This window comes from Verrucomicrobium sp. GAS474 (genome assembly GCF_900105685.1).
Taxonomy (GTDB): Bacteria; Verrucomicrobiota; Verrucomicrobiia; order Methylacidiphilales; family GAS474; genus GAS474.
On the sequence record NZ_LT629781.1, the window covers coordinates 2,052,772 to 2,078,611 of the forward strand.

Consider the following 25,840-nt stretch of genomic DNA (forward strand, 5'->3'; position numbering starts at 1 on the left):
ATGAGGACGCCGATACATTTGCGCCGCCGCCGGGGTTTCTCCCTCGTTATCGTCCTCGGCAGCCTGATCCTGATGGCCGGGCTCGTGGTGGTTTTCCTGGGCCGGGTGACGACGGAACTTCACGCCTCGAAGACCTATGCACAGGGGAGCTATTCCCGGCTCCTCGCCCAGTCGGCCCTCAATGTCGTCGTCAGCCAGATCACGGCGGGGACGAAGGGCGTCGCCCCGGACGGCGGGACGCTGGCCTGGGCCTCCCAGCCCGGGATGATTCGGACGTACGACGCGGCGGGGGCACCGAGGCAGTATTTCAAGCTCTACTCCTCCGCTTCGCTCGCGGGAGACGGTGCCTTCGATCCCTCGGGCGACGCCGTCCCCGCGAAATGGTACCAGCAGCCGGCGCTCTGGACTGACCTCAACCAGCCCGTCCAGATCAACGGCGCGAGCCGCTATCCGATCCTCGACGGGAACAGCCTGACGTTGAAGGCGACCGGCGTCGACGGTACGAAGGGCCTCACCTACGACGACGGCAGCGGGCAGGCTGCGGTCTCGGGATTCTACGTGAGCGCGGCCACGCCGACGGCGACGGGCTCGGGGAGCAACCCCGTCCCGATGCCTGTCCGGTGGCTCTACGTCCTGGCCGACGGCACCCTCGTCTCGCCCAAAGGGACCTCGTCCTCGCTGGCGACGATACCGGGGGCGACGGCGGCGAACCCCGTCGTCGGGCGGATCGCCTTCTGGACCGACGACGAGACCTGCAAGGTGAATGTGAACACGGCCTCCGAGGGATCGTCTTGGGACTCTCCGCGCGTGGCGACGAAGGAGGACTTCAACCTCGCCCTCTACCAGCCCGCCCGGAACGAATTCCAGCGCTATCCCGGCCATCCGGCCGGGGTGGCGCTCAGTTCGGTCTTCACCGGTCTCTCCTCCGATCCGAAATTTCCCGAGGATTTCTATCCCGTCACGCCGCGCGTCGCCGCCGGAGGATCGAAGGGGGGGACCGTCGCCCCGAGCGCCTCCCTTTCGACGCGGACCTCCCGCCTCTACGCCACGCCCGAGGACCTGATGTTCCAGCCCTCCCTCAGCGGCGGGACACGGGCGACGAATGCCGCGCTTTTGCAAGGGAAGGCGGCGGCGCAGTGGGCCCCTGCGGCGCTGGCGCGCAGCCGCTTCTTCGTCACCGCGGTCAGCCGCGCCCCCGACGTGAACCTCTTCAACCTGCCGCGGGTCTCGATCTGGCCCGTCACCCTGAATGCTTCCGGGACGCCGACCGTGACGCCGTTCGACGTCCGGGCCGCCTTTGCCGCGACGATGCGGACCGACCTCAAGGTCCCCTACCGCTACTACTTCGAGCGGCAGAACGCGAACGATCCCAACGTCGACCTCCCGACCGCGTCGTCGACCGGGGGGCTGGGCCGGAACCGGATGCTCCTCGAATACCTGCGCCGCCTCACCTCGGCGCAGATCCCCGGCTTCGGCGGGAGCTTCGCGGCGAAATATGTGGCCTCGAACCCCTCCGGCGGCGGGGGCATCGAGCGGGACCAGATCCTCACCGAGATCTTCGATTATATTCGATGCACAAACCTGCGGGACAGCACCCTCTGGACGGGAACCTCCGGCGCGGCGGCGACGAATTGGACGGGGGCCTACAGCCAGATCATCGTCCCATCAACCGACACGCTGAATTACTCCCGGCTGGCGGGCCTCGGGCAGGTGGTGCCGATCGAAGACACGACGACGGGAACGCGCGGCTTTGGTCGCTTCCCGACGGTGGCGGGCGCCTACCTCCAGTTCATCGGCGTGGCGAACAGCGCCACGACGGGGGTCACACCCGCCGTCGCCGCCGGGAACCTCCGGATCCAGGCGGGGTTCTTCCTCCAGATGTTCGACCCCTCGCAGGGCGTGCCGACGAACCGGCCGTGGTTCGGGGTGAAGGTCAGCGGACTCGGCTCGTTCCAGTGGAACGGGAACGCGATGGGCTTCCCTGCCGCGGGCGACGTTGGGTATCCGATGCACACCAACGCGTCGCTGAGCTCCCTGGCCTACTACGGCGGTGCCGTCGACCCCCGGATCTTCTTCTATGGCCGGGGCGCGGCCACGGCGACGCAGTACCCCCTCGTCAGCGGCACGATCGATCTTCCGATCTCCACCGGGTCGTTCCCCTTCCAGGGCGGCGACGTGACGGTCGAGGTCTACTCCCTCGACGCCTCCGGCAACTCCTCGACGGTCCAGACCGTGACGATGAATTTTCCCGCGGCCACCTTTCCCCTGCCCAGCGCCGTGGCCCCCTCCTCGATCACGCCGACCGGAAGCACGACGGCCTACGATTTTCGTTCCTTTTACGACGTCGTGAGCGGCAGCGCGACCACCAAGGGACGCTTCTCCGCCGACTCGCCGCTCCTGCCGGTCTCGAAGACCGACGTCGTCCGGAGCGTTGTTCCGGCGGCGGGGGATCCCCGCCTGATCGCGGCGATGAAGAAGGCCCCCGCGTCGCTCTTCACGTCCTTCGCGAGCTACTCCGACAAGACCATGCCGTTCGCCTTCAACGCGCGGGCTGGCATCGGCTACCCCTTCTACGGCTCGTCGATGGGCGGGCTGGTCTCCAGCGTGAGCTATCCCGGGACGACGGCCTTCGCCGGCACCTATTACAAGCAGAACGATCCCGCCATTACCGCCACCGGCGGTCTCTACTTCATCATCCCGAAGGACCCGCAGGTCCTCTCCCAGGCCTCGGTGACCCAGACGGGCGGCGTCGCCGCCGACTGGGACAATGGCCTGGCGAACCTCTCCGACGGTCCCTACATCAACAAGCCCGACGAAGGGGACGTGGGCAACACCACCTACAAGCCCTATTTTCAGCTCGATTACACCGGTACCTGGACCCTGCCGGGCAGCACCTATTTCTCCCCGAACCGGATCGTCCCCTCGGCCGCGATGTTCGGCTCCCTCCCGACGGGTGTCTTCGGCGGGAAGGCCTGGCAGACGCTTCTCTTCCGCCCGGGTCCGGCGAACCATCCCGGCCTGGGCGTGCCCGTCGCCGGACCTCCCTACACGGTTCCACCGGACCATCTCCTCCTCGATCTCTTCACGATGCCGGTCGTCGAGCCCTACCCGATCAGCGACCATCTCTCGACGGCGGGCCGGGTTAACATGAACTACCAGATCGTTCCCTTCACTTACGTGAACCGGGACACGGCGGTGCGCGCCGCGCTGAAGGCGCAGAAGCTCCTCGCGATCCCGAGCACCGCGGCACAGACCTACAAGTATCCCGGCGTGATGGGCGGGGGCGGACCGACGAATGCCAGCCAGTATCGGATGACCCTCAACGCCGACGCGACCCTGCTCCAGTTCCTGGCCCGCTTCGGTGCCGGGGACCTCTTCCGCTCGGCCTCGGAGATCTGCTCCGTCGACCTCGTCCCGAGCGATGGCCCCTCGAACCCGACCCGCGCCTCGATGGACGCCTATTGGTCGGCTCGCGCTCTCACCGGGGACAACTCGCGAGAGCGGCCCTACGCGAACCTCTATCCGCTCCTCACGACGAAATCGAACACCTTCACCGTCTACGTCCGCGTCCAGGCGCTGAAGAAGGCGGGGAACTCCGACCCGACGGTCTGGCGCGAGGGGACCGATCTCGTCACCGACGAGTACCGGGGATCGACAGTCGTCGAGCGCTATGTCGACCCGAACGACTCGAGTCTGCCCGACTTCGCCGACACCTCAACGAACACCCCCTTGAGCCGGTTCTACAAGATCCGGCTCTACAACCCGAAGTCGTTCTCTCCATGAAGGCGGCGCATCCTTATGGGCGTCGAGCGTTCAGCCTCATCGAGCTGCTTCTTGCCCTCGCCATCATCTCCGTTCTGATCTCGCTGCCGATGATCGCCGTCCATTCCAGCGCGCGGAGCGTCGGCCTCACCGCCGCGGGCGAAATGGTAGCCGATCAGTTCAACCAGGCTCGCCAGACTGCCGTCGCGCGGAACCGGCCGGTGGAGGTCCGGATCTACAAGCTCCCCGCCTACGACGCCGGGAGGGGGGAGATCGAGCCCCGGGTCTTTCGCGCGCTCCAGGCTTTCGTGATCGATGATTCCGGGGACGTCCCCATCGCGCCGCCCTGCTACTTCTCCGCCCCCGTTGTCTGCTCCTCGCAGGAGGAGGAATCGGGGCTGCTGCGGCTGAAGGAAAAAGATCCTCCCACGGGCGCCCCGAAGTTGGGAAACCTCGGCCTCCATTACCGCTATATCTCCTTCCAGTTCCGTCCGAACGGCTACGCCGCCACCTCGGACGACGAGGAGACCCTCACGATCGCGAATTCCTTCGTCACGCTGGTCCTCGGCGGCGATCGCACGCTCTCCGGCGGAGGCGATTACGCCATGATCCACCTCGATCCGATCACGGGCCGGACGCGGATCTATCGGCCCTAGGCGTGGAGTTGTCTTACTGGTTGAAGACCGCCCGGCCCCACCCTTTCCGCTCGGCCGAGTTCTTGTCCGTGCCGTTCCACATGAACTGGCGCTTCCGCGTCTTGCCGTCCTCCGAGTCGTCGATGCCCAGGTCGAACAGGGCCTCGTCACCCTGCTTCGGCGTGAAACCGAGGACGGAAAAGGGAATCGCGGCCTCGAGGATGTAGCCCTGGCCGTTCACGTTGGGCAGGACGGTCATGGGTATCGCGGGCTGCGGATCGCGCCCGGGGGCCAGGGAGCGGGGCTGGGTGCCGTCCGTATTGGCGGCGAGGAGGAACTGCCGATCGGAGGCCAGGGGCGCGCCCGGCTCGTTGAGCTGCGTGGGACCGAGGAAGAGCTCGACGCAATCTCCCTGCCAGAAGCGGGCGACGTCCTTCTGGGCCTTCATCGGCGTCGGATCGACGACGTTCACCAGGAGGTAGAGGTTGGCGTCGTCCCAGCAGACCTTGAACGTGGCATCGACGCCGCCGTCGTCGGCCCCCTGGACGAGACGCCGCCCGAGGCCTTCCGCCGGCGTGCCGGGCCAGTTCTCCGCGCCGCCGTCGAGCTTGATCGGGCCGAGGGCGCGGGGAACCTTGACGATCTTGTTGCCGCCCTTCGCCATCTGGAACCGGGGATTGTCGTAGACGAACGGCTTCCGCTCCCCGAGGAGGACCGGGTAGATCTCGTGGTTCGTCTTCGCCATCTCGGCGATCATCTCCTTCCACGGGCGGTCGGCGACGGAGAAGAGTCCGATGTTGCCATTCTCCCCGTTGTACTTCGAGAACCAGCGCCCCGTGAGGGGCTGGTCGACGAGGGAGAACCACTCGATGCCGACGATGTAGCCGGTGGCGGCGGCCTGCTCGACGTAGTTGCGGTAGGCGAGGCCGCGCTCGACCTGGCTTCCCACGTCCTTCGCGCCGCCCGGCAGGCCGGAGTCCTTCGGCGAGTCCCAATGGAATTCGCTCAGGAACATCGGCTTCCCTCCGGCCCATTTGTCGATCTGGTTGAGGAAATCGGTGTCGAGGACGTAGGTATAATAGTTGAAGGAGATGACGTCGAGGTACTTGCCCATGGCGCGGCAGAGAACCTCGTTGTTGATCGTCCCATGCTGGAGACGATTCCCGATGAGCATGTGGTTCGGATCGTACTGGCGGGCGGTGGAGCTCATCCAGCCGAAGTAGGCGTCGAAGTAGAGCTCCATGTAGGCCTTCATGTCGGCGTTCGCCTGGGGGGTCGAGACGGCGAGAGCCTGGTCGGCCAGCTCGTCGAACGTCTTCGCGGGGAGGTTCCAGGCGGCGGAGAAAGCCTCGACCGTCCCGTATTTCGTGCGAAGCATCTCGACGAGGCGCCGCTTGCAGGCGTTCTGGCTTCCCTTGAGGGTCGGGATCACCCGGGGCAGGTCCTCGTAAAGGGGTTCGTTCTCCAGGTAGTAGCCGATGAGGAGCGGATCGGCGGCCTTCGCCGGAAGGGCCTCGGCGCAGAGCTTGTCGAACTTGGCGCGGGTCTCCTCGTCGAAGGGGTCGGGGATATGGGCCGTGCCCGGAATGCTCCGCAGCCCCTTGTTCGGCAGGCCCGAAACATAGGGGAAGGAAAGCTCCGCATGGGCCGGAGTGAAGGGGCTGAACGCGCCGCCCGAGTTGAAGCCGAACTGGCGGACGCGCCCGATCATACGCCGCGCGAAGTCGGCGTCCTCGACCGGCTTCCCGTATTTGCGGATCAGATTGGCCGAATGGAAGGAGAAGTTGTCGACCTCGTTGCCGTTGTGGAAAGCGCTCTGGTAGGGACCTTGGAGCGGCGGAAGCCATTCGTAGATCTCGCGGCGGCCCCCGACGTAGGTGTAATCGTGCGGCAGGAAGCTGCAGACGCCGAGGTGGAAGAAGGCGTTGCCGTCGGGATCGGCGAGGAACCATTTCCCGTTCTTCTGCTCCACGTGGAAGAAGCCGGTCTTCTTCAGACCGAACTTCTCCTGGCTGCCGGGCAGGCCCCCGAAGCGGTCGAGGGCGGGAGGCTTGAAGGAGGCATAATAAGCCTCGTCGGCGGCGATGTCGGCCTTGAGCTCGTCCTCCGACTTCAGCTTCCCGGGCCAGTCGAAGCGGGTGTTCTGGCCGAACGCGTCGACCTGCTTCGCCGGGGCGGTGGGCTTCGCCGCTCCGGGACCGTCGGCGGGCCGGACGGTGACGGTCAGGGGGGTGTTGGGATTCGGGAAGAAATTCCAACGCCACGCGAAGACCTTCCATCCCCAGGCCCGGTTGTCGGTCAGCTGGTTGTAGGCCGAAGAGGAGAAGGAGAGCGTGAGGCCGATCCCATCGCCCTGACGGAGGGTGAAGGAACCGGCCTGGCCCTGGTAAAGATGGGGCTTCTCGCCCTGTTCCGGAGGGAAGGGCGCCGCGGAGGCGTCGTCGAATCGCCACGTTCCGCCGTTGGTGAAATTGAAGCTGACGAGACTCAGGACGGAGGCCTGCTTTACCTCGGCGGGAAGGTTCGAGAAGGCGTAGCGGAGGGTGTGTTCGGGGGTGACGGAGATCTGGAGCGTGATGCCTCCCTCGTACTTGAGGAGCGCCTCGCCTCCCGAAGGGGCCGTTTCGAGGAGCTTGCGGATTTCCTTTCCGGCACCGTCGCAAAGCTTCGGATAATCGAGGCGGAACTGCAGCGTCCCGCCGCCGTCGACGAGCACGCCCTGATCTTGGGGCGTGATCGTCTGCGCGACGAAACCAAGGCCGGGAGCGGCGCAGAGCAGGAGGGAGAGAATCAACCGTCGCGCGCGACGAAAGGGCAAAGGGAAAGAACGAAGGCAGGGCATGTCGCGTTCCATCATCGGGGCGGGAAAGGATTCGGCGACGCCTTTGTCGTTGAGCAGTTGACCGGCGCGTTGTCAGGCAGGGTTAACTGGTAGATAGGGCTGCGATTGCCGCCTTCCTTCCGCCATCTTATGATTTTCGAGCACATGAACAAGCTTCCCCTCGTCCTTGCCCTTGCGGCATGGACGGCTTCCCTCGCCCTTTCCTCGGCTGCCGTCTTCGAGCAGCTCGGCGTCTTCGTCGGCAACCCCAATCCGGCCAATCCCGCCGCCCAGGCAGGATTCGATGCCCGCTACACCACCTTCATCCAATCGATGGGGCAGGAGCCCCGCTACACCGACGTCTTCGTCGATTACACCCAGCCCATTGCCGCCTGGCCCGGCAACGCCGGATGGGGGTCCGGCGTGATGAAAGGCTCGGCCCAGGCCAACCTCATTCCCGTCGTCAGCATCGGCCTGGCCGATTCCTCCGTTTACGATCACGGGAAGCGGAACGGAGACCGTGCCACCGCCATGATGAACGCCATCGGAGACGGCCAATACGACGACGTCTACAACAGCATCATCGAAGCCTTCAAGAAGCGCGGCTACACCTCCATGTACTTCAGGATCGGCTGGGAAATGAATGGCGGCTGGGAACCCTGGTACGCCACGGGCAACGCCGCCTCGGCGGCCGCCTACGTTCATGCTTTCCAGCGCGTCGCCTCTTTGGCCCACCACGCCGCAGGCATCACCATCAAAACGGTCTGGTGCCCCTGTTTCCTCCAATGGAACGGCGTCGATCCGACGAGCACCTACGCCGGCGACGACTCGGTCGACGTCGTCGGACCCGACATGTACAGCCCCGTATGGTGCGCCCAGCCCTACGACTGGACGAATCACTCTCCTTCTCCCAGCATCGCAGCCTGGGCCGCGAATCCCGCCAACCGGGAGCACTACTGGGACTATCCTTCCGGCACCCAATGGAAGCCGACCTCCGGATGGGGCCTCCCTGCCGCCCTCGCCTTCTGCAAGGAACACAAAAAGCCCTTCGCCCTATCCGAGACCGGCACGGGCGGCGACGACAAGAACAAAGGTCCCATCGACGACGACGCCTTTCCCGCCTATCTCGGCAAACGCCTCTCCGCCGCCGTCGCCGACGGCATTGCGATCGAATACATCATCATCTGGAACCTCAATCCGAGTGATGGCGCCTGGCTGTTCACCGATGGCAAAAAACCGAAGGCTGAAATCGCATGGAGAGAGTTCGTCAAGACCATGGCCGAGGCCCTCGCCACCCACGGCAAGTCTTGATCTGAAGGAAGGGAAAGGAGAAGTTTCGCTGCGGCCGCGAAAGCTCTGGTATACTTGAGAACGTTTGCTCGAGGAGGAACTGCTTGGTTAAGCGGTGAGAAGCTTCAGGAATAGCGTTCAGACCCAGTCGTCAAGTCCTCTTCGGCCATCTATAAGGAAGCCAGTCTCCGCCAGTTCCCTTGATTTTAAAGGTTGATAAATACTGAATTTCGATATCCAATTTGAACTGGGTACAGACCCTGTACAGGTGGATGTAATCTGCACGTGTTAGACGACGCAAGAGGGGCTTCGCCCCTCCTGGACCTCCCCGTCAGATGGGGCTGAACTGTTCTAGCCGTACCGCATTAGGCTGTCCGCTTCGGGGAGGAACGACGCTTCCAAAGGCTTTAAGAGCCGGGCTATCCCACCAAGTTCGCCTTAATATACTGGAAGCTGAGCCGGATCGAATCAAACGGATCGCCCGCGCAGCTGTCCTGCTCGACGATGAACCACTCGCAGCCGGAGGCCTCGGCGGCGGCGACGATCTCGGGCCAGTTCAGGTTGCCCTTGCCGATCTCGGCGAAGACCGGCTTGTCCGCGGTCGTGAAGGCGTAGTCCTTCATGTGGAGGAGGGGGAGGCGGCCCTTCAGCTTCCGGCACCATGCGGCGGGATTGCCGCCGCCGTACTGGATCCAATAGGTGTCGATCTCGGCGAGAAGGTTTTGCGGGTCGGTCTGCGCGTAGAGGTAGTCGAGGGCGGTCTTCCCCGCAAAGGGGATCAGCTCGATGGCGTGATTGTGGTAGGTCAGCACCTGGCCCGCGGCGCGGAGGGCGGCCCCGGCCCGGTCGAGGTCGGCCGCCAGGCGGTCGAGGTGATCGGGCTGCGTCCAGTCGACCCCTGCCGGAAAGGGATAGGCGGTGTATTTGCAGTTCAGCTTGCGGAGTCGATCGACGATCTTCGCGGGCTCGGCCCGGATGAGGTCGCCGTTCTCGTGAGTGGCGCAGCAGACGAGGCCGTTTTTCTCCAGCAGCGCGTTCAATTCCTCCTCGGCGATCGGTCCCATGCCGCTGACCTGGACGGCTTGGTAGCCGATGGCGGCGACTTTCCGCAGGGTCTCGGCGATGTCGGCGGGGGTCTTGAGGAAATCGCGGAGCGTGTAGAGCTGGACGGCGACCTGGGAAAGTTTCATAGGGTTGGGAAGATGCCTCAGGATGCCATTTTTCCGGGCTTTCTTATAGGCATTCTTTAGGCGTTAAATGGTAGTTTTGGCGCATCCATCCATCCTTCCTTTCCCATGCCTTTCACCCACTCCTTTTCCTTCGACCCGGCCTACGGTTACGACGAGGCGGCCCTGCGACGCGTTCCCGCCCCCGAGGGGCCGGGCGATTTCGACCCGTTCTGGCGGGCGACGCGGGAGGAGGCGCTGGCGGTGCCGCTGCGGATCGAGCGGCGGGCGGTGGCGAGTCCCGATCCCGCTTACGCCGTCGAGGAGGTCCATTTCGATTCCCTCGGCGGGGTGCGGATCGGGGCGTGGCTCTCGGTGCCGAGGGCGGTGCCGATCGAGCGGGCCGCCGTCGTCGGCCACGGCTATGGCGGACGGGACGAGCCCGCGTTCCGGCCCGCCGCGATCGCCCTCGCGGTCTGCGTCCGGGGCTTCGGCCTCTCGCGGAGCGGGGCGATCCCGGGGGAGGCGATGCGCCACGTCCTCCACGGGATCGAGACGCGGGAGGGCTACGTGCTGCGCGGCTGCGTCGCCGACCTCTGGGCGGGGGCCTCGGTCTTGGAGGCGCTCTTTCCCAGGCTGAAGGGACGGATCGATTACGACGGTTCGAGTTTCGGCGGCGGTCTCGGGGCGCTCGCCCTGCCGTGGGAACCGCGCTGGAGCCGCGCCCACCTCGACGTCCCGACCTTCGGCAATCATCCCCTCCGCGTGACCCTCCACTGCGAGGGGAGCGGCCTGGCGGTGCGCGCCCGGTGGAAGCAGGATCCGGCGGTGCTCGACGTGCTCGGTTACTTCGATGCGGCGACGGCGGCGAAGAGAATCGCGGTCCCGACGGTCGTCTCGGCGGCGTGCTTCGATCCGGCGGTGCCGCCTCCCGGCCAGTTCGCGGTCGCCAATGCGGTCCCGGCGGAGGTGGGGGAGGTCTTCGTCCGCGAGGCGGGCCATTACGACCATCCCGGCTTCGCCGCCGAGGAGGCGCGGCTGGCCGGGAGGCTCAGCCGTCTTTGGAAGCGGTGAGGGCTCGGTCCCTCCCGGAGCTTAGCTCTTCTTCAGCAGCTCGTCGGCTTCGGAGGCGAAGGGGCTGGTGCCGTACTTCGCCTTCAATTCCTGAAGGGCCTGCTTCGATCCGGCTGCGTCGCCCTTCACTTTCAGGAAGCGGCTGGTGAGGAGGAGGGCGAGGGGACGGCTCCCCTCGGTCCCCTTCTCGGTGACGAGGCGGCGGAGGAGGGCGACGGCCTCGTCGGGCTTGCCCTGTTCGGCGAGGGCCTGGGCGGCCCCGAGGAGGGCGGTGCCGAGGAGGGGGCCCTTCGCGTGCTCGGCGGCGAGGAGGTAGGCCTTCGCGGCGGCGACCGGCTCCCCGGTCTGGAGGAGGGTGGCGCCGAGGGGGAGGGCCTCGCCGACGACGGCGGGGAGGGATCCGTTCGCCTCGAGCAGGCCGAGCCGGGTGACGTTGTCCTTCGTCTGGACATAGGTGCCGAGGAAGGCCTCGGTCTTGGCCGCCGTCCGGGCTTCGGACCAGCGCCACCCGACGACGGCGACGCCGCCGAGGACGATCAGGGCGACGATCGTCCAGAGGACGACGGCCGGATTCCATTGCGCCTCCTCGGCGAAGAGGACGGGCGCGTCGTGATCGGGAGCGGGGGAGCCGGGGGCGGGGATGCGGGACGACATAAGAGGGGGTGGGTGGACGGTTGAAAAGGTGGGGGCTACAATGAAGGGGGAATGCCTATTTGGCAAGCGGGGTCAGTTTCTCCAGGTAGCCGTCGATGATCCGGGCGGAGGCCTTCCCGGCGCCGAGGTTGGTGGAGAAGATCTCCTGGGCGCGGCGGCCCAGCTCGGCCCGGCGCTCGGAGGAGCCGGCGAGTTCCCGGAGGCGCTGGGCGAGGGCGAATTCGTCGAGGACCTGGATGAGGCCGCCCTTGGAGAGGAACTCGACGGCGAGGAAGGAGAAGTTCTGCATGTTCGGCCCGACGATGACGGGGACGCCGACGCGGGCCGCCTCGATGAAGTTCTGGCCGCCCTTCGCGCGGAGGCTTTTTCCGATGAAGACGATGTCGGCCTGGCGGTAGGCGGAGCGGAGTTCCCCGGTGGTGTTCAGGATGAGGACCTGGGGGGGGAAGATGAAGGTCGCTTCCCGGCCCTTCTCCTCGCCACCTTCCTCGCCGAGCTCGCTGCGGAGGCGGGCGGTGAGGCCGAGGTTCTCGCAGAGGTCCCGGATCGAGGCCCCCCGCTCCGCATGGCGCGGGGCGATGACGAGGCGGAGGTGGGGGAATTCCTCCAGGAGCTTCTTGTAGATCCGGGCGAGGATGGCCTCCTCCCCGGCGTGGGTGCTCCCCCCGAGGAGGATGAGGTTCTCCTCGCCCCAGCCGATCTTCGGCCACCACTGGGAGGCGGGGTCGCTGTCGTCGGGGAGGTCGGCGACCTCGTACTTCAGGCTGCCGACGGGGAAGATCGCCTCGGAGGGGAACCCGGCGGAGACGAGGCGCTCGATCTCGCTCGGGTGCTGGGCGAAGACGAGATCGACGAGGCTCAGGACGGGGCGGGTGAAGTAGCGGAGGGCGCGGTAGCGGGCCTCGGTGCGGGGGGAGAGGCGGGCGTTGAGGAGGCAGACGGGGATGCCGCGCCGCTTCGCGCACCAGAGGTAGTTCGGCCAGATCTCCGACTCGACGAGGATCAGCATCTTCGGCCGGATGGTGTCGAAGGCGAGGGCGACGCTCCAGAGGAAGTCGGTCGGGTTGTAGAAGACAAACGTCCGCTCGTCCGACATCCGCTTCGCGAGGCGGTAGCCGGTCTGGGTGGTGGTGCTGAGGGCGACGCGGAGCTCGGGCCGGGTCTCGCGCATCTGCCGCAGGAGGACCGAGGCGAGCATGACCTCGCCGACGCTGACGGCGTGGATCCAGAGGTCGACGCCCTGGGGGCCGAAGCCGTCGCGGAGCGATTTCCCGTAGAGGCCGAGGCGGTGCCAGAAGTCGCGCCAGACGTGGCCGCGCTTCCGCAGCCGCCAGGCGAAGTAGGGCCACGTCACCGCGAAGGCGGCGATGAAGAGGACATTGTAGGCGACTTGCCGGAGGAAGGACATCGCGGGGCGGTGGGGGGAGGAAGGAGGAACCCGATCAGGCACCCATCGGATGTACGGCGATCGGCTTCGGGGGATTCTTCAGGGCATCGAGGGCCCACTTGCGGAAGTCGGAATAGGAGGGGAGGGCGACCTCCTGGCGGTAGAGGTTGTATTGGACGAGCTTGCCGTCCTTGATCACCGTCTCGCCGAAGAGCCAGACCTCGGCGGTGGCGAGCTTCGGGTCGCTCTTCCGCAGGGCGTCGGTCGCCTCCTTGTTGTAGGCGAGGAGGATGTGGCGGGTCATCCGGCCCTGGTCGTCGCGCTGGATCAGCTCCCAGGCGATCTGGGGGTCGGCCTTCGGGTCGAAGTATTCGTTGAGGTCGGTCTCGCCGGCCCCCTTGTCGAAGACCTTCTCGCGGGGGAAGGCCTTGTCGTCGGTGAGGCCGGGGATCGGCTTGCCCGAGTTGTGGAGGGCGTAGAGGGACTTCCGGTATTCCTCGACCCGGATGTCCCGGCCGAGCATCTGGTTCGCCTGGATGAGGAGGACGAGGTGCTTGTAGTCGTCGGGATCGATGGCGTGGAAGCGGTTGAGATAGTCGATCGCCTTCTCGGGCTGGTTCAGCTGGATCGCGATGAGGCCCGCGTAGTAGAGGGAGCCTTTCGCCTTCGGCTCGTCCTTGATGATGCTGTCGAAGATCGCGAGGGCCTCCTCGGGCTTCGCCTGCTCGGCCAGTTTCAGGCCCTGCATGAATTTCTCGTGAAGGGCCGCGACCTTGGCCGGGTCGGTCGTCTGGGCGTGGGCAGGGAGGGCGGCCAAAGTGAGGGCCGCAACGAGAAGAAGAAGGAAAGGCTTCATCGGAAGCCTGAGTAAAGAGGGAGGCGGGGGGCGTTGCGAGTACATTTAGCGGGGTTGAATGGAGCCTGGAGGAGGGTTTTTCCGGGATGCTTTGGGGGCGGGGCGGCCCTTCGGGGCATGCGCGGTCAACCCTGTACAGGTGGATGTAATCCGCTTTATAGCCCAAGAGGGGCTTTGCCCCTCCTGGAACTTGTCTCCCGACCCTGCAAGTTAGTTTCCCCTTTACGAGGTATTGCGCTATCGCGCAGGCAGTCCCCTTCGGAGGGCCTGAACTAGGCGGACGCGCTTTGGCGGCGCCTCGTCTCCTAACTGGATTAAAATCCGCTGCTTCCCTGGGCGTCCGAGGGTACGGACTGTAGGGAGAGATGGGGCCAATACGCCCTGACTCCTATGGGAGGGGGTGCTGCTGAAGATGGGCTACCAGTTGCTTGAACCGGAGGAATGCGGCGTCGCTGATGTGGTGTTCCAATCCCTCGATGTCGGCCTGGAAGGCTTCGGGGTCGAGGCCCAGCTGCTGGAAGATATCGGTGAGGACGGCGTGGCGCTCCCGGATGGAGGAGGCGACTTTCTGGCCTTTCGGCGTCAGCACGAATCCCCGGTAGGGCTGCCGCTCCAGGTAGCCCTGGTCGGCCAGCCGCTTGATCATCAGGGAGACGCTGGGGCGGATCAGGCCGAGGGCGTCGGCGACGTCGGAGGCCGAGACGTAGCCGTGCCGGATCAGGAGATTGGAGATGCACTCCAGGTAATCCTCGGCGCTCTCGGTGAGCCCGCCGCGGTGGTGGGCGCTCCGCTTCGCGCGGCTCCCCTCCGTCCCGGCGGGAGCTTTCGCCTTCCCCTTGGCGGGGGTCGCTTTCTTCCGGGAGGACGGCGTCTTCGGAGGCATCAGGGGGGACGGTAACCCTTTTTCGGCTGGGAAGCGACCCCAAAAAGCAATGCCGTCAAATAAAGTGGCTTTGGACAATCAAAGTTTGTCATGACAAATTTAAAGTTGACTCGCGCCCTCCTTTGGGGCGAAGTACGGAGCCGATGCACGATTCCTCGTCCTCCCTTCCCCGCGGCGTCGGCGCACCCGCCGGGGCGGGGTGGAATCATCCCCGGACGGCGCTCTCCCTCCCCGAGGTCCACGGCACCGTCCCGGTGCCGCAGACCCGCTCCTTCTGGAAGAAGCTGCTCGCCTTCGTCGGCCCCGGCTTCGTCGTCGCCGTCGGCTACATGGACCCGGGCAATTGGGCGACCGACCTGCAAGGGGGCGCCTCCTACGGCTACACCCTCCTCTCGGTGATCCTCCTCTCGAGCGTCATGGCGATGTTCCTCCAGCACCTCGCGGCGAAGCTCGGCATCGTCACCGGGCGCGATCTCGCGCAGGCCTGCCGGGACCATTACTCGAAGCCGGTCGCCATCTTCCTCTGGCTCCTGTGCGAGGTTGCCATCGCCGCGTGCGACCTGGCCGAGGTCGTCGGCATGGCCATCGGCCTCCAGCTCCTCTTCGGCATCCCCCTCGTCTGGGGCTGCCTCATCACCTGCCTCGACGTGATGATGGTCCTCTACCTCCAGAACAAGGGCTTCCGCTACCTGGAGGCCTTCATCATGGCCCTGATCGGGACGATCGGCCTCTGCTTCGCCATCGAGCTCTGGCTGGCGAAGCCGAGCCTCGTCGGCGTCCTCGCCGGGTTCGCGCCGAGCCCCGAGATCCTCCGCAACCGGGAGATGCTCTACATCAGCATCGGGATCATCGGGGCGACGGTGATGCCCCACAACCTCTACCTCCATTCCTCGATCGCCCAGACGCGGCGGATCGAGCCGACGCCCCAGGCGACGCGCGAGGCGATCCGCTTCGCCACCATCGACTCGACCGTCGCCCTCTTCGGCGCGACCTTCGTCAACGGCGCGATCCTCATCCTCGCGGCGACGGCCTTCCACACCTCGGGCCATCGCGACGTCGCCAACATCCAGGACGCCTACCAGCTCCTCAGCCCCCTCCTCGGCGTCGGCTTCGCCGGGGCGCTCTTCGCCGTCGCCCTCCTCGCCTCGGGGCAGAACTCGACCGTCACGGGGACCCTCGCCGGGCAGATCGTGATGGAGGGGTTTCTCAACCTCCGCCTCCGGCCCTGGCTCCGCCGCCTCATCACGCGGGGCATCGCCATCGTTCCCGCCGTCGTCGTCATCGGCCTCTACGGGGAAGGGGAGACGACGCGGCTCCTCGTCGGCAGCCAGGTCGTCCTCAGCCTCCAGCTCGGCTTCGCCGTCGTTCCCCTCGTCGCCTTCACCTCGTGCCGGAAGAAGATGGGGGAATTCGCCAACGCCCCCTGGCTCCGGTGCCTCGCCTGGTTTTTCGCCGCCCTGATCGTCTTCCTGAATGTGAAGTTGGTTTTCGACGCGTTCTTCGGTTAGACTCGCCGCAATGACGTCGTCGCCCCCTCCCATGCGCCCCTCCTTCGGGGCGGGCTGGCGGCGGCTCCTGGCGTTCCGCCTCTGGCTCCAGGAGAAGACCGGCGGGAGCGAGGTCCACGCCACCCTCTTCGGGGCCGGTTTCGTCGGCCTCCTCGGCGGGCTCTCCTCGATCCTCTTCCGCCGGGCGATCGAGTTCTTCCAGCTCCACCTCGTCGGCGAGGGGGGGAACCTCGTCGTCGCCGCCGCGGGGCTCTCCTGGCAGATGCGGCTGGCGATTCCCGTCGTCGGCGGGGTCCTGGCGGGGTGCGTCCTCCATTACGGCCTCCGGCTGCTGAATTACAAAAGCTCCACCGATTACATGGAGGCGATCTCCCTCGGCAACGGCGTCGTCCGCGTCCGGGCGACGTTGATCAAGAGCCTCTCCTCCCTCTTCACCATCGCCTCCGGCGGGGCCATCGGGCGGGAGGGCCCGATGGTGCAGCTCTCCGCGATGCTCGCCTCGGTGACGGGGCGGCGCTTCGGCCTTCCCGTGCCGCGCCTCCGCCTCCTCGTCGCCTGCGGGGCGGCGGCGGGGATCGCCTCGACCTACAACGCCCCCATCGCCGGGGCGCTCTTCGTCGCCGAGATCGTCCTCGGCACCATCGCGATGGAGAGCTTCGGCCCCCTCGTCTTCGCCTCGGTCATCGCGACGGTGACGGTCCGGGAACTGTGGAACGGCGCGCCCGCCTACGCGATCCCGGGCTACCAGCTCGTCTCCATCTGGGAGCTCGCGCCCTACCTCCTCCTCGGCGTCGCCACGGGGCTGCTCGGGCCGGTCTTCCTCTCGATCCTGAAGACCGGGGAGCGGCTCTTCGCCACGCTCGGCGGGAACATCCCGCTCCGCATGGCGGTCGGCGGTTTCATCGTCGGCCTCCTCTCCCTCGCCGCCCCGGCGGTGTGGGGGAACGGGTACGACGTCGTCAGCGCGATCCTCCATCGGGAGCCGCTGGAGAGCGCCCTGCTGCCCCCCTCGGCGCTCTGGCAGGGGGTCTTCCTCCTCCTCGTGCTGAAGGTCGTCGCGACGGCGGCGACGGCGGGGTCCGGGGCGGTCGGCGGGATCTTCACGCCGACGATCTGCGTCGGCGCGGCCATCGGCTACCTCTTCGGCTATCCGGTCCACCTCCTCTGGCCGGCGACGACGGCCTCGGCCGACGCCTACGCCCTCGTCGGGATGGGGTGCTTTCTCGCGGCGACGACGCGGGCCCCGATCATGGCGATCCTCATGCTCTTCGAGATGACCCTCGACTACGCCATCGTCCTCCCGCTGATGCTCGCCTGCGTCGCCGCCTTCTACGTCGCGCAGGGGACCGGCGGGGAGTCGATCTATGCCGAGGCGATGCGGCGGAAGAAGGCCCTCGCCCCCGATCCCCGCCTCGCCACCCTCCGCGTCGGCGACCTGATGAAGCCGAACCCGCCCCACATCGGGGAACGCTCCCACTTCGGCGACGCCGCCCGTTTCTTCGTCAGCAACCGCTTCAACTACCTCTACGTCACCGACGGGACGAACCGCTTCCGCGGCGCGATCTCCCTCCACGACATGAAGCCGTTCCTCCACGACGCCGAGGTTGCCGAACTCGCCCTGGCCCTCGACGTGATGCAGGAGGAATTCCCCCTCCTGACGCCCGCCCACACGCTGAGCGAGGCGATGGAGCACTTCGGCCGCCATGACGGGGAGCGACTGCCGGTGGTCTTCGCGGTCGACGATCCGGTCCTGCTCGGATCGCTCTCGAAGCGGGACCTCCTCCTGGCGATGGCCGACTATGCGAAGTAGGATTGATTTATTTTCTTTGAGTTAACTATATGTCGCATTAAGTGATTGGACAAAAAAGGACTCTGCGCTTAGCGTGGCTCCTCATCTTTTTGTCCCGCCTATGCACGACGCTCCCGCCACTCCCAAAGCCCGCCTCCTCCATCTCAAGGGCTGGGCGCAGGGGAAATTCGCCGACAGGCGGGTCAAGCTCGCCCTCGCCGTCCTCGCCGTCCTCGTGATCGGCGCGTGGCTCTACCAATCGTGGGCCCATGAGGAGACCGACGACGCGAACGTCGTCGGCCACATTCATTCGATTTCCCCCCGCGTCGCCGGGACCGTCGCCGAGGTCCTCGTCCAGGACAACGAGAAGGTCGCCGCCGGGCAGCCCCTGGTCCGCCTCGACACCGCCGAATACCAGGTGAAGGTCGACCAGGCCCAGGCGACCTACGACCGGGCGAAGTCCGATTACGACCGCCTCCTCCCGCTCCAGGGCAACGAGGCGATCTCCCAGCAGGATTCCGACACCTCGAAGGAAAAGGTGAAGGTCGCCGCCGCCCAACTCCAGGACGCGAAGAATCAGCTCGACTGGTGCACCCTCCGCGCGCCGACCGACGGCCGCGTCGGCCGGAAGCAGGTCGAGGCGGGGAACCGCGTCGCCCCCGGCAGCAGCCTCATGGCCGTCGTCGACGGGGCGTGGGTCGTCGCCAATTTCAAGGAGACGCAGATCGGCCGGATGCGCGTCGGCCAGCCCGTCTCGCTCAAGATCGACGGCATCCCCGGGCGGACCTTCCGGGGCCACATCGAGAGCTTCGCCCCCGGCACCGGTTCGACCTTCGCCCTCCTCCCGCCCGACAACGCGACGGGGAACTTCACGAAGGTCGTCCAGCGCGTCCCCGTGAAGATCGTCCTCGAGCCCGAGTCGATCCGGGGCGTCGAGGATCGCGTCCTCCCCGGCCTCTCCGCGATCCCGGTCGTCGACCTGACGAAATAAATGAAAGCAGCGCGGTTTCTCCTACTCCCCGCTCTCGCCTCGGCCCTGGCTCTGGCCGGGTGCGCCGTCGGCCCCGATTACAGGCAGCCCGACCTGGCCGCGCAGCTTCCCGCCGCGCCCTCTTCCTCGCCCTCCACGCCTTCCGCCTTCACCGACGCGAACGGCCAGGAGTGGCGGACCGCCGCCCCCGCCGACGAGGCCTCGCGCGGGCCGTGGTGGACCCGCTTCAACGACCCCGAGCTCGACCGGATCGAGGCCGAGGTCGTCGCCCGGAACCAGGACCTCCGCGCCGCCCTCGCCCGCGTCGACCAGGCCCGGGCGACGGCCCGGATGAAGGGGGCGGCCTTCCTCCCCGAGGTCGACGCGAACGGCAAGGCCGAGCGCGAGCGCCTCGGCGCGAACACGCCGCAGCTCCGCCAGTTCTCCTTCCCCGGCGTGACGGTGCCGTCGGCCACGCTCAATTCCTTCACGATGACCCTCGACCTCAGCTACGAGGTCGACCTCTGGGGCCGCGTCCGCCGCAGCTTCGAGTCGGCGCGGGCCCAGGCCCAGGCCTCCCAGGCCGACGCGCAGAACGTCCTCCTTTCCGTGACGACCGAGGCCGCCCTCGATTACTTCGCCCTGCGGCGGGACGACGCCTCGGCGAAGCTCCTCCGGGAGACCCTCGACCTCCGCAAGCGGGGGGTCCAGATCGCCGCGACCCGCCTCCAGGCGGGCCGCGTCACCGCCCTCGACGTCGCCCAGGCGAAGACCGAGGAGGCCAACGCCGAGGCCGACCTCGCCGAGGTCCTCCAGTCCCGCGCCCAGAACCAGAACGCGATCGCCTACCTCAGCGGCAAGCCGGCGACCGACTTCGCCCTGGCCGAGAATCCGGCCCTCCCCGCCCCGCCCGAGGTCCCGGTCGGCCTTCCCTCCTCGCTCCTCGAGCGGCGGCCCGACGTCGCCCGGGCCGAGCGCCTCGTCATGGCGAAGAACGCCGAGATCGGCGTCGCCAAGGCCGCCTTCTTCCCCGCCCTCTCCCTCACCGGCCAGGGCGGCTACCTCAGCTACTCGACGAACAACCTCTTCACCTCGCCGAGCCAGATCTGGTCGATCGGCCCCTCGCTTTCCCTCCCGCTCTTCGCCGGGGGCCGGAACGCGGCGAACCTCCGCGACGCCAAGGCCGCCTGGGAGGAGGCGACGGCGACCTACCGGGGCGCCGTCCTCGGGGCCGTCCGCGACGTCGAGAACGCCCTCGTCGCGCGTCGCTACCTCGGCGACCGGATCGACGCCGTCGCCCGCGCGGCGGCCCAGGCCGACGAGGCGCTCCGCCTCACCGAGGCCCGCTACAAGAGCGGCGAGGTCTCCTACTTCGACGTCATCGAGGCCCAGCGCACCGCGTTGGGCGCGAAGCGGGGCGTCGCCGAAGTGAGCGCGTTGCGGCTCCAGGCCGCCGTCACCCTGATCAAGGCCCTCGGCGGCGGTTGGGGCGAGGATTCGGTCGCCGCCCGCTAGGCTCTTTGCCGCAGGGGAGGGTTAACAGGTTGATAATCGGGAGAAACCCGTTATCACTTTCGCATGACCACCCGCTTTCAGCTCCATCATAAAGTTCTTTTGGCCGGGATCGTCGCCACGCTGGGGTTGTGCGTGGCCAGCCTCGTCGGTCTCCGCGTCCTCTACCATCAGGCCGAAAAGGAGTCGTTCGAGAGCGCCGACAAGATCCGCCAAAACATCGCCTTCCAGCTCGAGACGAACGACACGGTCTACTCCCAGCTCGTCCTGTCGGCGATGAAGGTCCTGCAGGAGAAGGTCGAGGCCGCCGCCGTCCCCGCTCCCGCGCTGCTCCCGGCTCCCGCCGTGGCGGCCAAGCCGGGCGTTCCTGCTCCCGTCCCCGCCCCGGCCAAGGAAGCCGATCCCTACGCCGTCGTCGATCAGGTGAAGGCCCTGACCGGCAGCACCGCCACCCTCTTCGCGAAGAGCGGCGAGACCTTCACCCGCGTCAGCACGAACGTCCTGAAGCCCGACGGGACCCGGGCCGTCGGCACCCCCCTCGATCCGAACGGGGCCGCCTACGCCGCGCTGAGCCAGGGCAAGGCCTACTACGGCCTCGTCAACATCCTCGGCCAGCCCTACCTCACCGGCTACGAGCCGCAGCGCAACGCGGAGAACGTCGTGACCGGCGCGCTCTACGTCGGCTACCCGCTCACGACGATGACGAAGCTCCGCGAGCTGATCGCGGGCGCCCGCATCCTCAACCACGGCTTCATCGCCCTCATCGACAACAAGGGGAAAGTCATCATGCAGTCGAGCCACATCGAGGCGGCCCAGGTCGAGAGCCTCCTCCAGCCCGGCGCGGGTGAGAAGGCGGGCTGGAACATCGTCCGGGATCGCTTCCCCGCCTGGAACTACGAGATCGTCTCCGGCGTCAACCTGCAGGACGCCCGCGCCCAGGCCGTCGGCCTCTCCCTGAAGGTCTTCGGCGTCATCGCCGTCGGCATCCTCCTCATCCTCGGCATCCTCGCCCTCTTCTACGCGGAGTCCCACTCCCTCACCAGCGGCCTGAAGCGGATCGGCGCGCAGCTCCACCATTCCTCCGACACCCTCAACGAGACCGCCGTCCAGGTCGCCGGGGCGAGCGAGTCGGTCGCCGCCACCGCCGTCCAGGAAGCCGCCGCCCTGGAGCAGAGCAGCGCCTCGATCGAGGAGATGTCCTCGATCTCCGCGAGCAACAGCAGCCGGATGGAGGCCGCCCAGCGCCATTCCTCCGACACCCGCCTCCTCGCCGAGACCGGCGTCGACGAGATGCGCCACATGCGCGACGAGGTGAAGGTCATCCAGAACTCGGGCAGCGAGATGATCGGCGCGATGGAGGCGATCCGGCAGTCGAGCGCCTCGATCTCGAAGATCATGCGGACCATCGACGAGATCGCCTTCCAGACGAACATCCTCGCGTTGAACGCCGCCGTCGAGGCCGCCCGCGCGGGCGAGGCCGGGGCCGGGTTCGCCGTCGTTGCCGACGAGGTCCGGAACCTCGCCCAGCGGAGCGCCGACGCCTCCCAGGAGACGGCCCGCCTCATCGAGGACTCGATCGCGAAGAGCGCCAACGGGAGCCGCATCAGCAGCCGCGTCGCCGAGCAGCTGGAGAAGGTCATCAACCAGGCGGGCGCCGTCGACCGCCGCCTCCAGGAGATCGTCGGGAAGATGAACGAGACCGACGCCCTCATGCAGGAAGTCGGCACCGCCACCCGCGAGCAGAACATCGGCCTCCAGCAGGTCAGCACCGGCGTCCTCGAAATGTCGAAGCTGACCCAGTCGAACGTCGCCAACTCCCAGGAAACCGCCCGTGTCTCGCAGAACCTCCAGGAAGAGGCGGGCCAGCTCCACGCCGTCATCTCCGACCTCCTCCACATCATCGGGGGGAAGGAATCCCCCGCGGGATTGCCCCAGCGGACGACGTTGAAATCGGAACGGGTCGACCGGATGGCCTTGAAGGGCGGAACCGCGACGGCGAGGAAGCCGAAGGCGGTGGTGCCTCGGCTGAAGTAGGCCCTAGGGGCCTTGCGGCGTCGGCGGGGCGGCCGGGGTCTTCACCAGTTCTTCGATGACGAAATAGGTTTTGTAGACCGGAATCTCTTTTCCGAACTGCTCGAGGGTTCCGAACTTCCCGAAAGGATAGATCGCCATGACCATCCTGCGGGGGTCGGAGGGGGGCGATATGCCGTTCACCCAGCTCCAATTGCCGGTGATGATGAACGACGCGTTGCCCCACGATTGATCGGCTTCGACCCAGCGGCCTTCCACGGTGCGGCCCGATATCCCCAACGGCCGCTGCTTGAACGTCCCGTCCTTGGAGAAGGTGAAGAGCGAAGCCCCGTCGGAGATCGAGACGGTGCCGTGATCCTTGACGATCTGCGCGAAAAAGACCGTGGGCGGTTCGGTGTCGTCGGCGCGTGCGACGACGAGGGAGAGGACGACCAGGGCCAGGAGCCAATGAAGCTTCATTCCAGATTTCCGCCGTTCCCGGTTATTTTTTGCTGCCGAAAAAATCGTGGGCGATGGAGAGGATCAGATCGGCGGGCTGACTCAACGTGAGCGTTTGCCCGTGATCGGGCTGTTGACCGTCGGTTCCGAGGCCACTTTTCCGTCGATGATGAAGCGGATTCGTTTTCCGCTGTTTTCGCGGGTGATCTTGGCGAGGTCGGCTTGCTTGGCGGGGGTCAGTGTCATCGTGAGGATTCCCTCCGGCTGTTTCGGATCGATTTCGATGACCACCTTGGTGACGTCTTCGCGGGTGATGGAGAGCGTTGGAAGATCAGCCTGGGCCATGGCGGGGTCATATGTAGCCATCAGGGCCAGCGCGAAAACCAGGATGAGATGGGCCCGTTTCATGGCAGGGCTCAAATATCGAAGTGAAGCGTCTTCTTCGTCTCGGCGTCGAGGGCGGTGGAGCGGTCGAGGGCGTCCTGGAGGCTGGTGCCGTCGAGGATCTTCGAGCTGGCGTCGCGGACGTCGCGCATGACGATGCGGATCATGCAGGTGTCGACGGTGGGGCAGTCGGAGCACGGCGCGTAGGCCGTCTGGCTGGCGCAGGGGATCGGGGCGAGGGGGCCGTCGATGGTGCGGATGACGTCGCCGAGGGAGATGCGGGTGGTCGGCTGGGCGAGGAGGTAGCCGCCGCCCTTGCCCATCTTGCTCTGGAGGATCCCCTCGTTGCGGAGGTCGCGGAGGATCGCCTCGAGGAACTTCTTCGGGATCTGTTCCTGCTCGGCGATTTCCTGGATGAGGATGGGGCCGCGGTCGCGGTGGCGGCCGAGGTAGAGGACGGCCCGGAGGGCGTATTTACCACGTTTAGTCAACATAGTCGGTGGGGAATGATCCTACGAAGGGTACGATACGACAATAAGAAAGGGGTGCCTGCGGCATGGCAGGCACCCCTTCCCGTTGCGACTAGGCGCCGACGGCCTTCTTGGCTTCTTCCGCGAGGGCGGTGGAGAGGTAACGCTCCCCGGTGCTGCAGCCGACGGTGACGATCAGCTTGCCCTTGTTCTCGGGCTTCTTGGCGAGCTGGATCGCGGCCCAGACGTTGGCTCCGGTCGAGATGCCGACGAGGATCCCTTCCTCCTTGGCGAGGCGCTGGGCGGTGTGGATGGCGTCCTCGTTGCTGACGGTGACGACGTCGTCGACGATGGCGAGGTTGAGGTTCTTCGGGACGAAGCCGGCGCCGGTGCCCTGGATCTTGTGGGGGCCGGGCTTCACGGGCTGGCCGGAGCGGGTCTGGGTGATGACGGGGGAGTCCTTCGGCTCGACGGCGACGGCCTGGAAGCCCTTCTTCCGTTCCTTGATGACTTCGGAGACGCCGGTGATGGTGCCGCCGGTGCCGACGGCGGAGACGAAGATGTCGATCTTGCCGTCGGTGTCGGTCCAGATTTCCTCGGCGGTGGTGGCGCGGTGGATGGCGGGATTGGCGGGGTTGTTGAACTGCTGGGGGATCCACGAGTTCGGGATTTCCTTGTTCAGGGCCTCGGCCTTGGCGATCGCGCCCTTCATCCCCTCGGCGGCGGGGGTGAGGACGAGCTGCGCGCCGAGGAGGGCGAGGAGGGTGCGGCGCTCGAGGCTCATGCTCTCGGGCATGGTGAGGATCAGCTTGTAGCCCTTGGCGGCGGCGACGAAGGCCAGCGCGATGCCGGTGTTGCCGGAGGTCGGCTCGATGATCGTGGTACCGGGGGTGAGGATCCCTTCCTTCTCGGCGGCGGCGACCATGGCGTTGCCGATCCGGTCCTTCACGCTGCCCAGGGGATTGAAGAACTCGCCCTTCACGGCGATGGTCGCGTCGAGGCCTTCGGTGATGCGGTTGAGTTTGATGAGGGGCGTGTGCCCGACGGTGCTGACGATGTTCTGATGGATCGGCATGGGTTGGTCTGTGGTGGTGTGTTGGGTAAAAGGAGGAATCGGGTAAGAACTACATATCCGATAGGGGAATAAAAAGGCTACGACGGAATCGGCTCTTTTACAAGTTTTCCCGGAAGGAAAGGAAGGTCCGGTATTCCCGCAGCAAGGCCCCGAGGAGGCGGGCAAGGTTCCGGCCCGGGTCGGCCGGGAGGGGGTAGTTGATCCGGATTTCGGAGGGAAACGGGGTCAATACGGTCCCGATGTCGGCCCCGGCGGCGTTTTGAAGGAAGGAATCGCCTTCCTTCCAGCCGGTGAGGGCGATTTCCTGGCCGCTCAGCCGCTCCAGCACGGGCTGGAGCACCTCCTCGGTGATGACACGGCTGGAGGCCGAAATCGAGGCCGGTTCGGCGGGGTTGGCCGAGAGGAGGAAGAGGAGCTGGAAGCGTTGCACGCCGAGTTCGCGCTTCAGGTAGTAGGTGTCGGCCCGTTCCTCGGCCCGCCAGAGGCGGCGGCGGAGGGTCTGGCCGGGCAGCGATTGCCAGGAGCCGGTGAAGGCGAGGGGATTGGCGATGGGATAGAGGCGGAGGGAGAGTTCCTTCAGGAGGAGCGGGTATTCGGCCCGGAGGATGTCGGGGAGGTTCCCGAGGCGGGTGAGGGTCCCGGCCGGTTCGAGGTCGAAGCCGCCGAAGATGCCGACGCGGAGGAGGTCTTTCCCTTCGCCGCCGAGGGAGAGGCGGGGGAAGACGGCCTCCTGGCAGCCGAAGGAGGTGAAGACCGGTTCCCCCTCCTGTCGGAGGAGCCGGTCGAGGATGATGGCGACCTCGGGCGGATATTCCCGCCACAGGGCGTCGATCTGCGAGGAGAAGACGCGGAGGGAGGTATCGAACGCCTTCGGACGGAAGGCGGGAGCGGTGCGGGCGAGGGGGGTAGTCATGGCGGGCCGGGAAGGTTACGAGGGGGGGATTTCGAGCGGATGACGGAAACGGGTCTTCCGGTTCCGCTCGATCTGGACGACGCGGGAATCGTGGATGACGATCTCGACCGAGCCATAATCGATCCCCGCGAGAGAGCGTTGGATTTGGAGCAACAATTCCGAGGAGACAGAGGCCGGAACAGTCGGTTCGGGATGAGAAAGGGTTTCGGACATGGTGGTGCT

The 25,840-nt window shown here is 66.6% G+C and carries 21 protein-coding genes; 9 read left to right on the forward strand and 12 right to left on the reverse strand.

Going from position 1 to position 25,840, the window contains the following annotated elements; all coding sequences use genetic code 11:
• Both vccA and vccD read left to right on the forward strand, forming a co-directional pair.
• Nucleotides 1-3,783, forward strand: a complete 3,783-nt coding sequence (gene vccA, locus BLU04_RS08520; RefSeq protein WP_093284672.1) for a Verru_Chthon cassette protein A — start codon at nucleotides 1-3, stop codon at nucleotides 3,781-3,783.
• On the forward strand, nucleotides 3,780-4,418 hold the full coding sequence (gene vccD / locus BLU04_RS08525; protein WP_093284674.1) for a Verru_Chthon cassette protein D: 639 nt from the start codon (nucleotides 3,780-3,782) through the stop codon (nucleotides 4,416-4,418). The genes vccA and vccD overlap by 4 nt, the downstream gene beginning before the upstream one ends.
• Nucleotides 4,419-4,431: 13 nt before the next feature.
• Here vccD and BLU04_RS08530 read toward each other — a convergent pair whose 3' ends face one another.
• Complete coding sequence (locus BLU04_RS08530) at nucleotides 4,432-7,215, reverse strand: sugar-binding protein (RefSeq protein WP_157895220.1); 2,784 nt, start codon at nucleotides 7,213-7,215, stop codon at nucleotides 4,432-4,434.
• A 153-nt stretch (nucleotides 7,216-7,368) separates the two neighbouring features.
• Between BLU04_RS08530 and BLU04_RS08535 the strand changes: the two genes are divergently transcribed.
• The gene (locus BLU04_RS08535) at nucleotides 7,369-8,529 is read left to right on the forward strand and encodes a hypothetical protein (RefSeq protein WP_093284677.1); all 1,161 of its coding nucleotides are present in this window, start codon (nucleotides 7,369-7,371) and stop codon (nucleotides 8,527-8,529) included.
• A gap of 398 nt (nucleotides 8,530-8,927) precedes the next feature.
• Here the strand turns inward: BLU04_RS08535 and BLU04_RS08540 are convergent, their stop codons facing one another.
• A complete protein-coding gene (locus BLU04_RS08540) occupies nucleotides 8,928-9,698 on the reverse strand; it encodes a sugar phosphate isomerase/epimerase (RefSeq protein ID WP_093284679.1) in 771 nt (256 codons plus the stop codon).
• A 105-nt stretch (nucleotides 9,699-9,803) separates the two neighbouring features.
• Between BLU04_RS08540 and BLU04_RS08545 the strand changes: the two genes are divergently transcribed.
• Nucleotides 9,804-10,748 (forward strand): acetylxylan esterase, encoded by a 945-nt coding sequence (locus tag BLU04_RS08545; RefSeq protein WP_093284680.1) that lies wholly within the window; start codon nucleotides 9,804-9,806, stop codon nucleotides 10,746-10,748.
• Nucleotides 10,749-10,769: 21 nt separating this feature from the next.
• Here BLU04_RS08545 and BLU04_RS08550 read toward each other — a convergent pair whose 3' ends face one another.
• The 4 genes from BLU04_RS08550 to BLU04_RS08565 all read right to left on the reverse strand — a co-directional run bounded on the left by BLU04_RS08550 (nucleotide 10,770) and on the right by BLU04_RS08565 (nucleotide 14,528).
• A complete protein-coding gene (locus tag BLU04_RS08550; RefSeq protein WP_093284682.1) occupies nucleotides 10,770-11,402 on the reverse strand; it encodes a tetratricopeptide repeat protein in 633 nt (210 codons plus the stop codon).
• A gap of 55 nt (nucleotides 11,403-11,457) precedes the next feature.
• On the reverse strand, nucleotides 11,458-12,810 hold the full coding sequence (locus BLU04_RS08555) for a glycosyltransferase N-terminal domain-containing protein (protein ID WP_093284684.1): 1,353 nt from the start codon (nucleotides 12,808-12,810) through the stop codon (nucleotides 11,458-11,460).
• 34 nt (nucleotides 12,811-12,844) lie between these two features.
• The gene (locus BLU04_RS08560; protein ID WP_093284686.1) at nucleotides 12,845-13,645 is read right to left on the reverse strand and encodes a tetratricopeptide repeat protein; all 801 of its coding nucleotides are present in this window, start codon (nucleotides 13,643-13,645) and stop codon (nucleotides 12,845-12,847) included.
• A 388-nt stretch (nucleotides 13,646-14,033) separates the two neighbouring features.
• Nucleotides 14,034-14,528: an iron dependent repressor, metal binding and dimerization domain protein gene (locus BLU04_RS08565; protein ID WP_093284688.1), complete on the reverse strand. Its 495-nt coding sequence runs from the start codon at nucleotides 14,526-14,528 to the stop codon at nucleotides 14,034-14,036.
• A gap of 143 nt (nucleotides 14,529-14,671) precedes the next feature.
• Between BLU04_RS08565 and BLU04_RS08570 the strand changes: the two genes are divergently transcribed.
• From BLU04_RS08570 to BLU04_RS08590, 5 genes are all read left to right on the forward strand, one after another.
• Nucleotides 14,672-16,036 carry an Nramp family divalent metal transporter gene (locus tag BLU04_RS08570; protein WP_093284690.1) on the forward strand — a complete coding sequence of 455 codons (1,365 nt, stop codon included), beginning with the start codon at nucleotides 14,672-14,674 and terminating at the stop codon, nucleotides 16,034-16,036.
• Nucleotides 16,037-16,067: 31 nt separating this feature from the next.
• Complete coding sequence (locus tag BLU04_RS08575) at nucleotides 16,068-17,846, forward strand: ClcB-like voltage-gated chloride channel protein (protein WP_157895221.1); 1,779 nt, start codon at nucleotides 16,068-16,070, stop codon at nucleotides 17,844-17,846.
• Between the two features lie 100 nt (nucleotides 17,847-17,946).
• Complete coding sequence (locus BLU04_RS08580) at nucleotides 17,947-18,816, forward strand: HlyD family secretion protein (RefSeq protein ID WP_093284693.1); 870 nt, start codon at nucleotides 17,947-17,949, stop codon at nucleotides 18,814-18,816.
• Nucleotides 18,817-20,310, forward strand: a complete 1,494-nt coding sequence (locus BLU04_RS08585) for an efflux transporter outer membrane subunit (protein ID WP_093284695.1) — start codon at nucleotides 18,817-18,819, stop codon at nucleotides 20,308-20,310.
• Between the two features lie 63 nt (nucleotides 20,311-20,373).
• Nucleotides 20,374-22,341, forward strand: a complete 1,968-nt coding sequence (locus BLU04_RS08590) for a methyl-accepting chemotaxis protein (RefSeq protein ID WP_093284697.1) — start codon at nucleotides 20,374-20,376, stop codon at nucleotides 22,339-22,341.
• Between the two features lie 3 nt (nucleotides 22,342-22,344).
• On the opposite strand, the gene BLU04_RS08595 is transcribed toward BLU04_RS08590, so the two are convergent.
• From BLU04_RS08595 to BLU04_RS08620, 6 genes are all read right to left on the reverse strand, one after another.
• Nucleotides 22,345-22,797 carry a hypothetical protein gene (locus tag BLU04_RS08595; RefSeq protein ID WP_093284699.1) on the reverse strand — a complete coding sequence of 151 codons (453 nt, stop codon included), beginning with the start codon at nucleotides 22,795-22,797 and terminating at the stop codon, nucleotides 22,345-22,347.
• An 81-nt stretch (nucleotides 22,798-22,878) separates the two neighbouring features.
• On the reverse strand, nucleotides 22,879-23,184 hold the full coding sequence (locus BLU04_RS08600; RefSeq protein WP_093284701.1) for a hypothetical protein: 306 nt from the start codon (nucleotides 23,182-23,184) through the stop codon (nucleotides 22,879-22,881).
• An 8-nt stretch (nucleotides 23,185-23,192) separates the two neighbouring features.
• The gene (locus BLU04_RS08605; protein WP_093284703.1) at nucleotides 23,193-23,654 is read right to left on the reverse strand and encodes an Rrf2 family transcriptional regulator; all 462 of its coding nucleotides are present in this window, start codon (nucleotides 23,652-23,654) and stop codon (nucleotides 23,193-23,195) included.
• Nucleotides 23,655-23,742: 88 nt separating this feature from the next.
• Complete coding sequence (gene cysK, locus BLU04_RS08610; RefSeq protein ID WP_093284705.1) at nucleotides 23,743-24,705, reverse strand: cysteine synthase A; 963 nt, start codon at nucleotides 24,703-24,705, stop codon at nucleotides 23,743-23,745.
• Nucleotides 24,706-24,802: 97 nt separating this feature from the next.
• Nucleotides 24,803-25,618 carry a hypothetical protein gene (locus BLU04_RS08615; protein ID WP_093284707.1) on the reverse strand — a complete coding sequence of 272 codons (816 nt, stop codon included), beginning with the start codon at nucleotides 25,616-25,618 and terminating at the stop codon, nucleotides 24,803-24,805.
• A 15-nt stretch (nucleotides 25,619-25,633) separates the two neighbouring features.
• A complete protein-coding gene (locus BLU04_RS08620) occupies nucleotides 25,634-25,831 on the reverse strand; it encodes a YezD family protein (RefSeq protein WP_093284709.1) in 198 nt (65 codons plus the stop codon).
• Nucleotides 25,832-25,840: the final 9 nt, after the last annotated feature.

What these genes read in the sequence shown, in the direction of transcription:
- vccA (WP_093284672.1), top strand. Translation starts at nt 1, where the DNA reads ATGAGGACGCCGATACATTTGCGCCGCCGCCGGGGTTTCTCCCTCGTT.
- vccD (WP_093284674.1), top strand. Translation starts at nt 3,780, where the DNA reads ATGAAGGCGGCGCATCCTTATGGGCGTCGAGCGTTCAGCCTCATCGAG.
- BLU04_RS08535 (WP_093284677.1), top strand. Translation starts at nt 7,369, where the DNA reads ATGATTTTCGAGCACATGAACAAGCTTCCCCTCGTCCTTGCCCTTGCG.
- BLU04_RS08540 (WP_093284679.1), bottom strand. Translation starts at nt 9,698, where the DNA reads ATGAAACTTTCCCAGGTCGCCGTCCAGCTCTACACGCTCCGCGATTTC.
- BLU04_RS08545 (WP_093284680.1), top strand. Translation starts at nt 9,804, where the DNA reads ATGCCTTTCACCCACTCCTTTTCCTTCGACCCGGCCTACGGTTACGAC.
- BLU04_RS08550 (WP_093284682.1), bottom strand. Translation starts at nt 11,402, where the DNA reads ATGTCGTCCCGCATCCCCGCCCCCGGCTCCCCCGCTCCCGATCACGAC.
- BLU04_RS08555 (WP_093284684.1), bottom strand. Translation starts at nt 12,810, where the DNA reads ATGTCCTTCCTCCGGCAAGTCGCCTACAATGTCCTCTTCATCGCCGCC.
- BLU04_RS08560 (WP_093284686.1), bottom strand. Translation starts at nt 13,645, where the DNA reads ATGAAGCCTTTCCTTCTTCTTCTCGTTGCGGCCCTCACTTTGGCCGCC.
- BLU04_RS08565 (WP_093284688.1), bottom strand. Translation starts at nt 14,528, where the DNA reads ATGCCTCCGAAGACGCCGTCCTCCCGGAAGAAAGCGACCCCCGCCAAG.
- BLU04_RS08570 (WP_093284690.1), top strand. Translation starts at nt 14,672, where the DNA reads ATGCACGATTCCTCGTCCTCCCTTCCCCGCGGCGTCGGCGCACCCGCC.
- BLU04_RS08575 (WP_157895221.1), top strand. Translation starts at nt 16,068, where the DNA reads ATGCGCCCCTCCTTCGGGGCGGGCTGGCGGCGGCTCCTGGCGTTCCGC.
- BLU04_RS08580 (WP_093284693.1), top strand. Translation starts at nt 17,947, where the DNA reads ATGCACGACGCTCCCGCCACTCCCAAAGCCCGCCTCCTCCATCTCAAG.
- BLU04_RS08585 (WP_093284695.1), top strand. Translation starts at nt 18,817, where the DNA reads ATGAAAGCAGCGCGGTTTCTCCTACTCCCCGCTCTCGCCTCGGCCCTG.
- BLU04_RS08590 (WP_093284697.1), top strand. Translation starts at nt 20,374, where the DNA reads ATGACCACCCGCTTTCAGCTCCATCATAAAGTTCTTTTGGCCGGGATC.
- BLU04_RS08595 (WP_093284699.1), bottom strand. Translation starts at nt 22,797, where the DNA reads ATGAAGCTTCATTGGCTCCTGGCCCTGGTCGTCCTCTCCCTCGTCGTC.
- BLU04_RS08600 (WP_093284701.1), bottom strand. Translation starts at nt 23,184, where the DNA reads ATGAAACGGGCCCATCTCATCCTGGTTTTCGCGCTGGCCCTGATGGCT.
- BLU04_RS08605 (WP_093284703.1), bottom strand. Translation starts at nt 23,654, where the DNA reads ATGTTGACTAAACGTGGTAAATACGCCCTCCGGGCCGTCCTCTACCTC.
- cysK (WP_093284705.1), bottom strand. Translation starts at nt 24,705, where the DNA reads ATGCCGATCCATCAGAACATCGTCAGCACCGTCGGGCACACGCCCCTC.
- BLU04_RS08615 (WP_093284707.1), bottom strand. Translation starts at nt 25,618, where the DNA reads ATGACTACCCCCCTCGCCCGCACCGCTCCCGCCTTCCGTCCGAAGGCG.
- BLU04_RS08620 (WP_093284709.1), bottom strand. Translation starts at nt 25,831, where the DNA reads ATGTCCGAAACCCTTTCTCATCCCGAACCGACTGTTCCGGCCTCTGTC.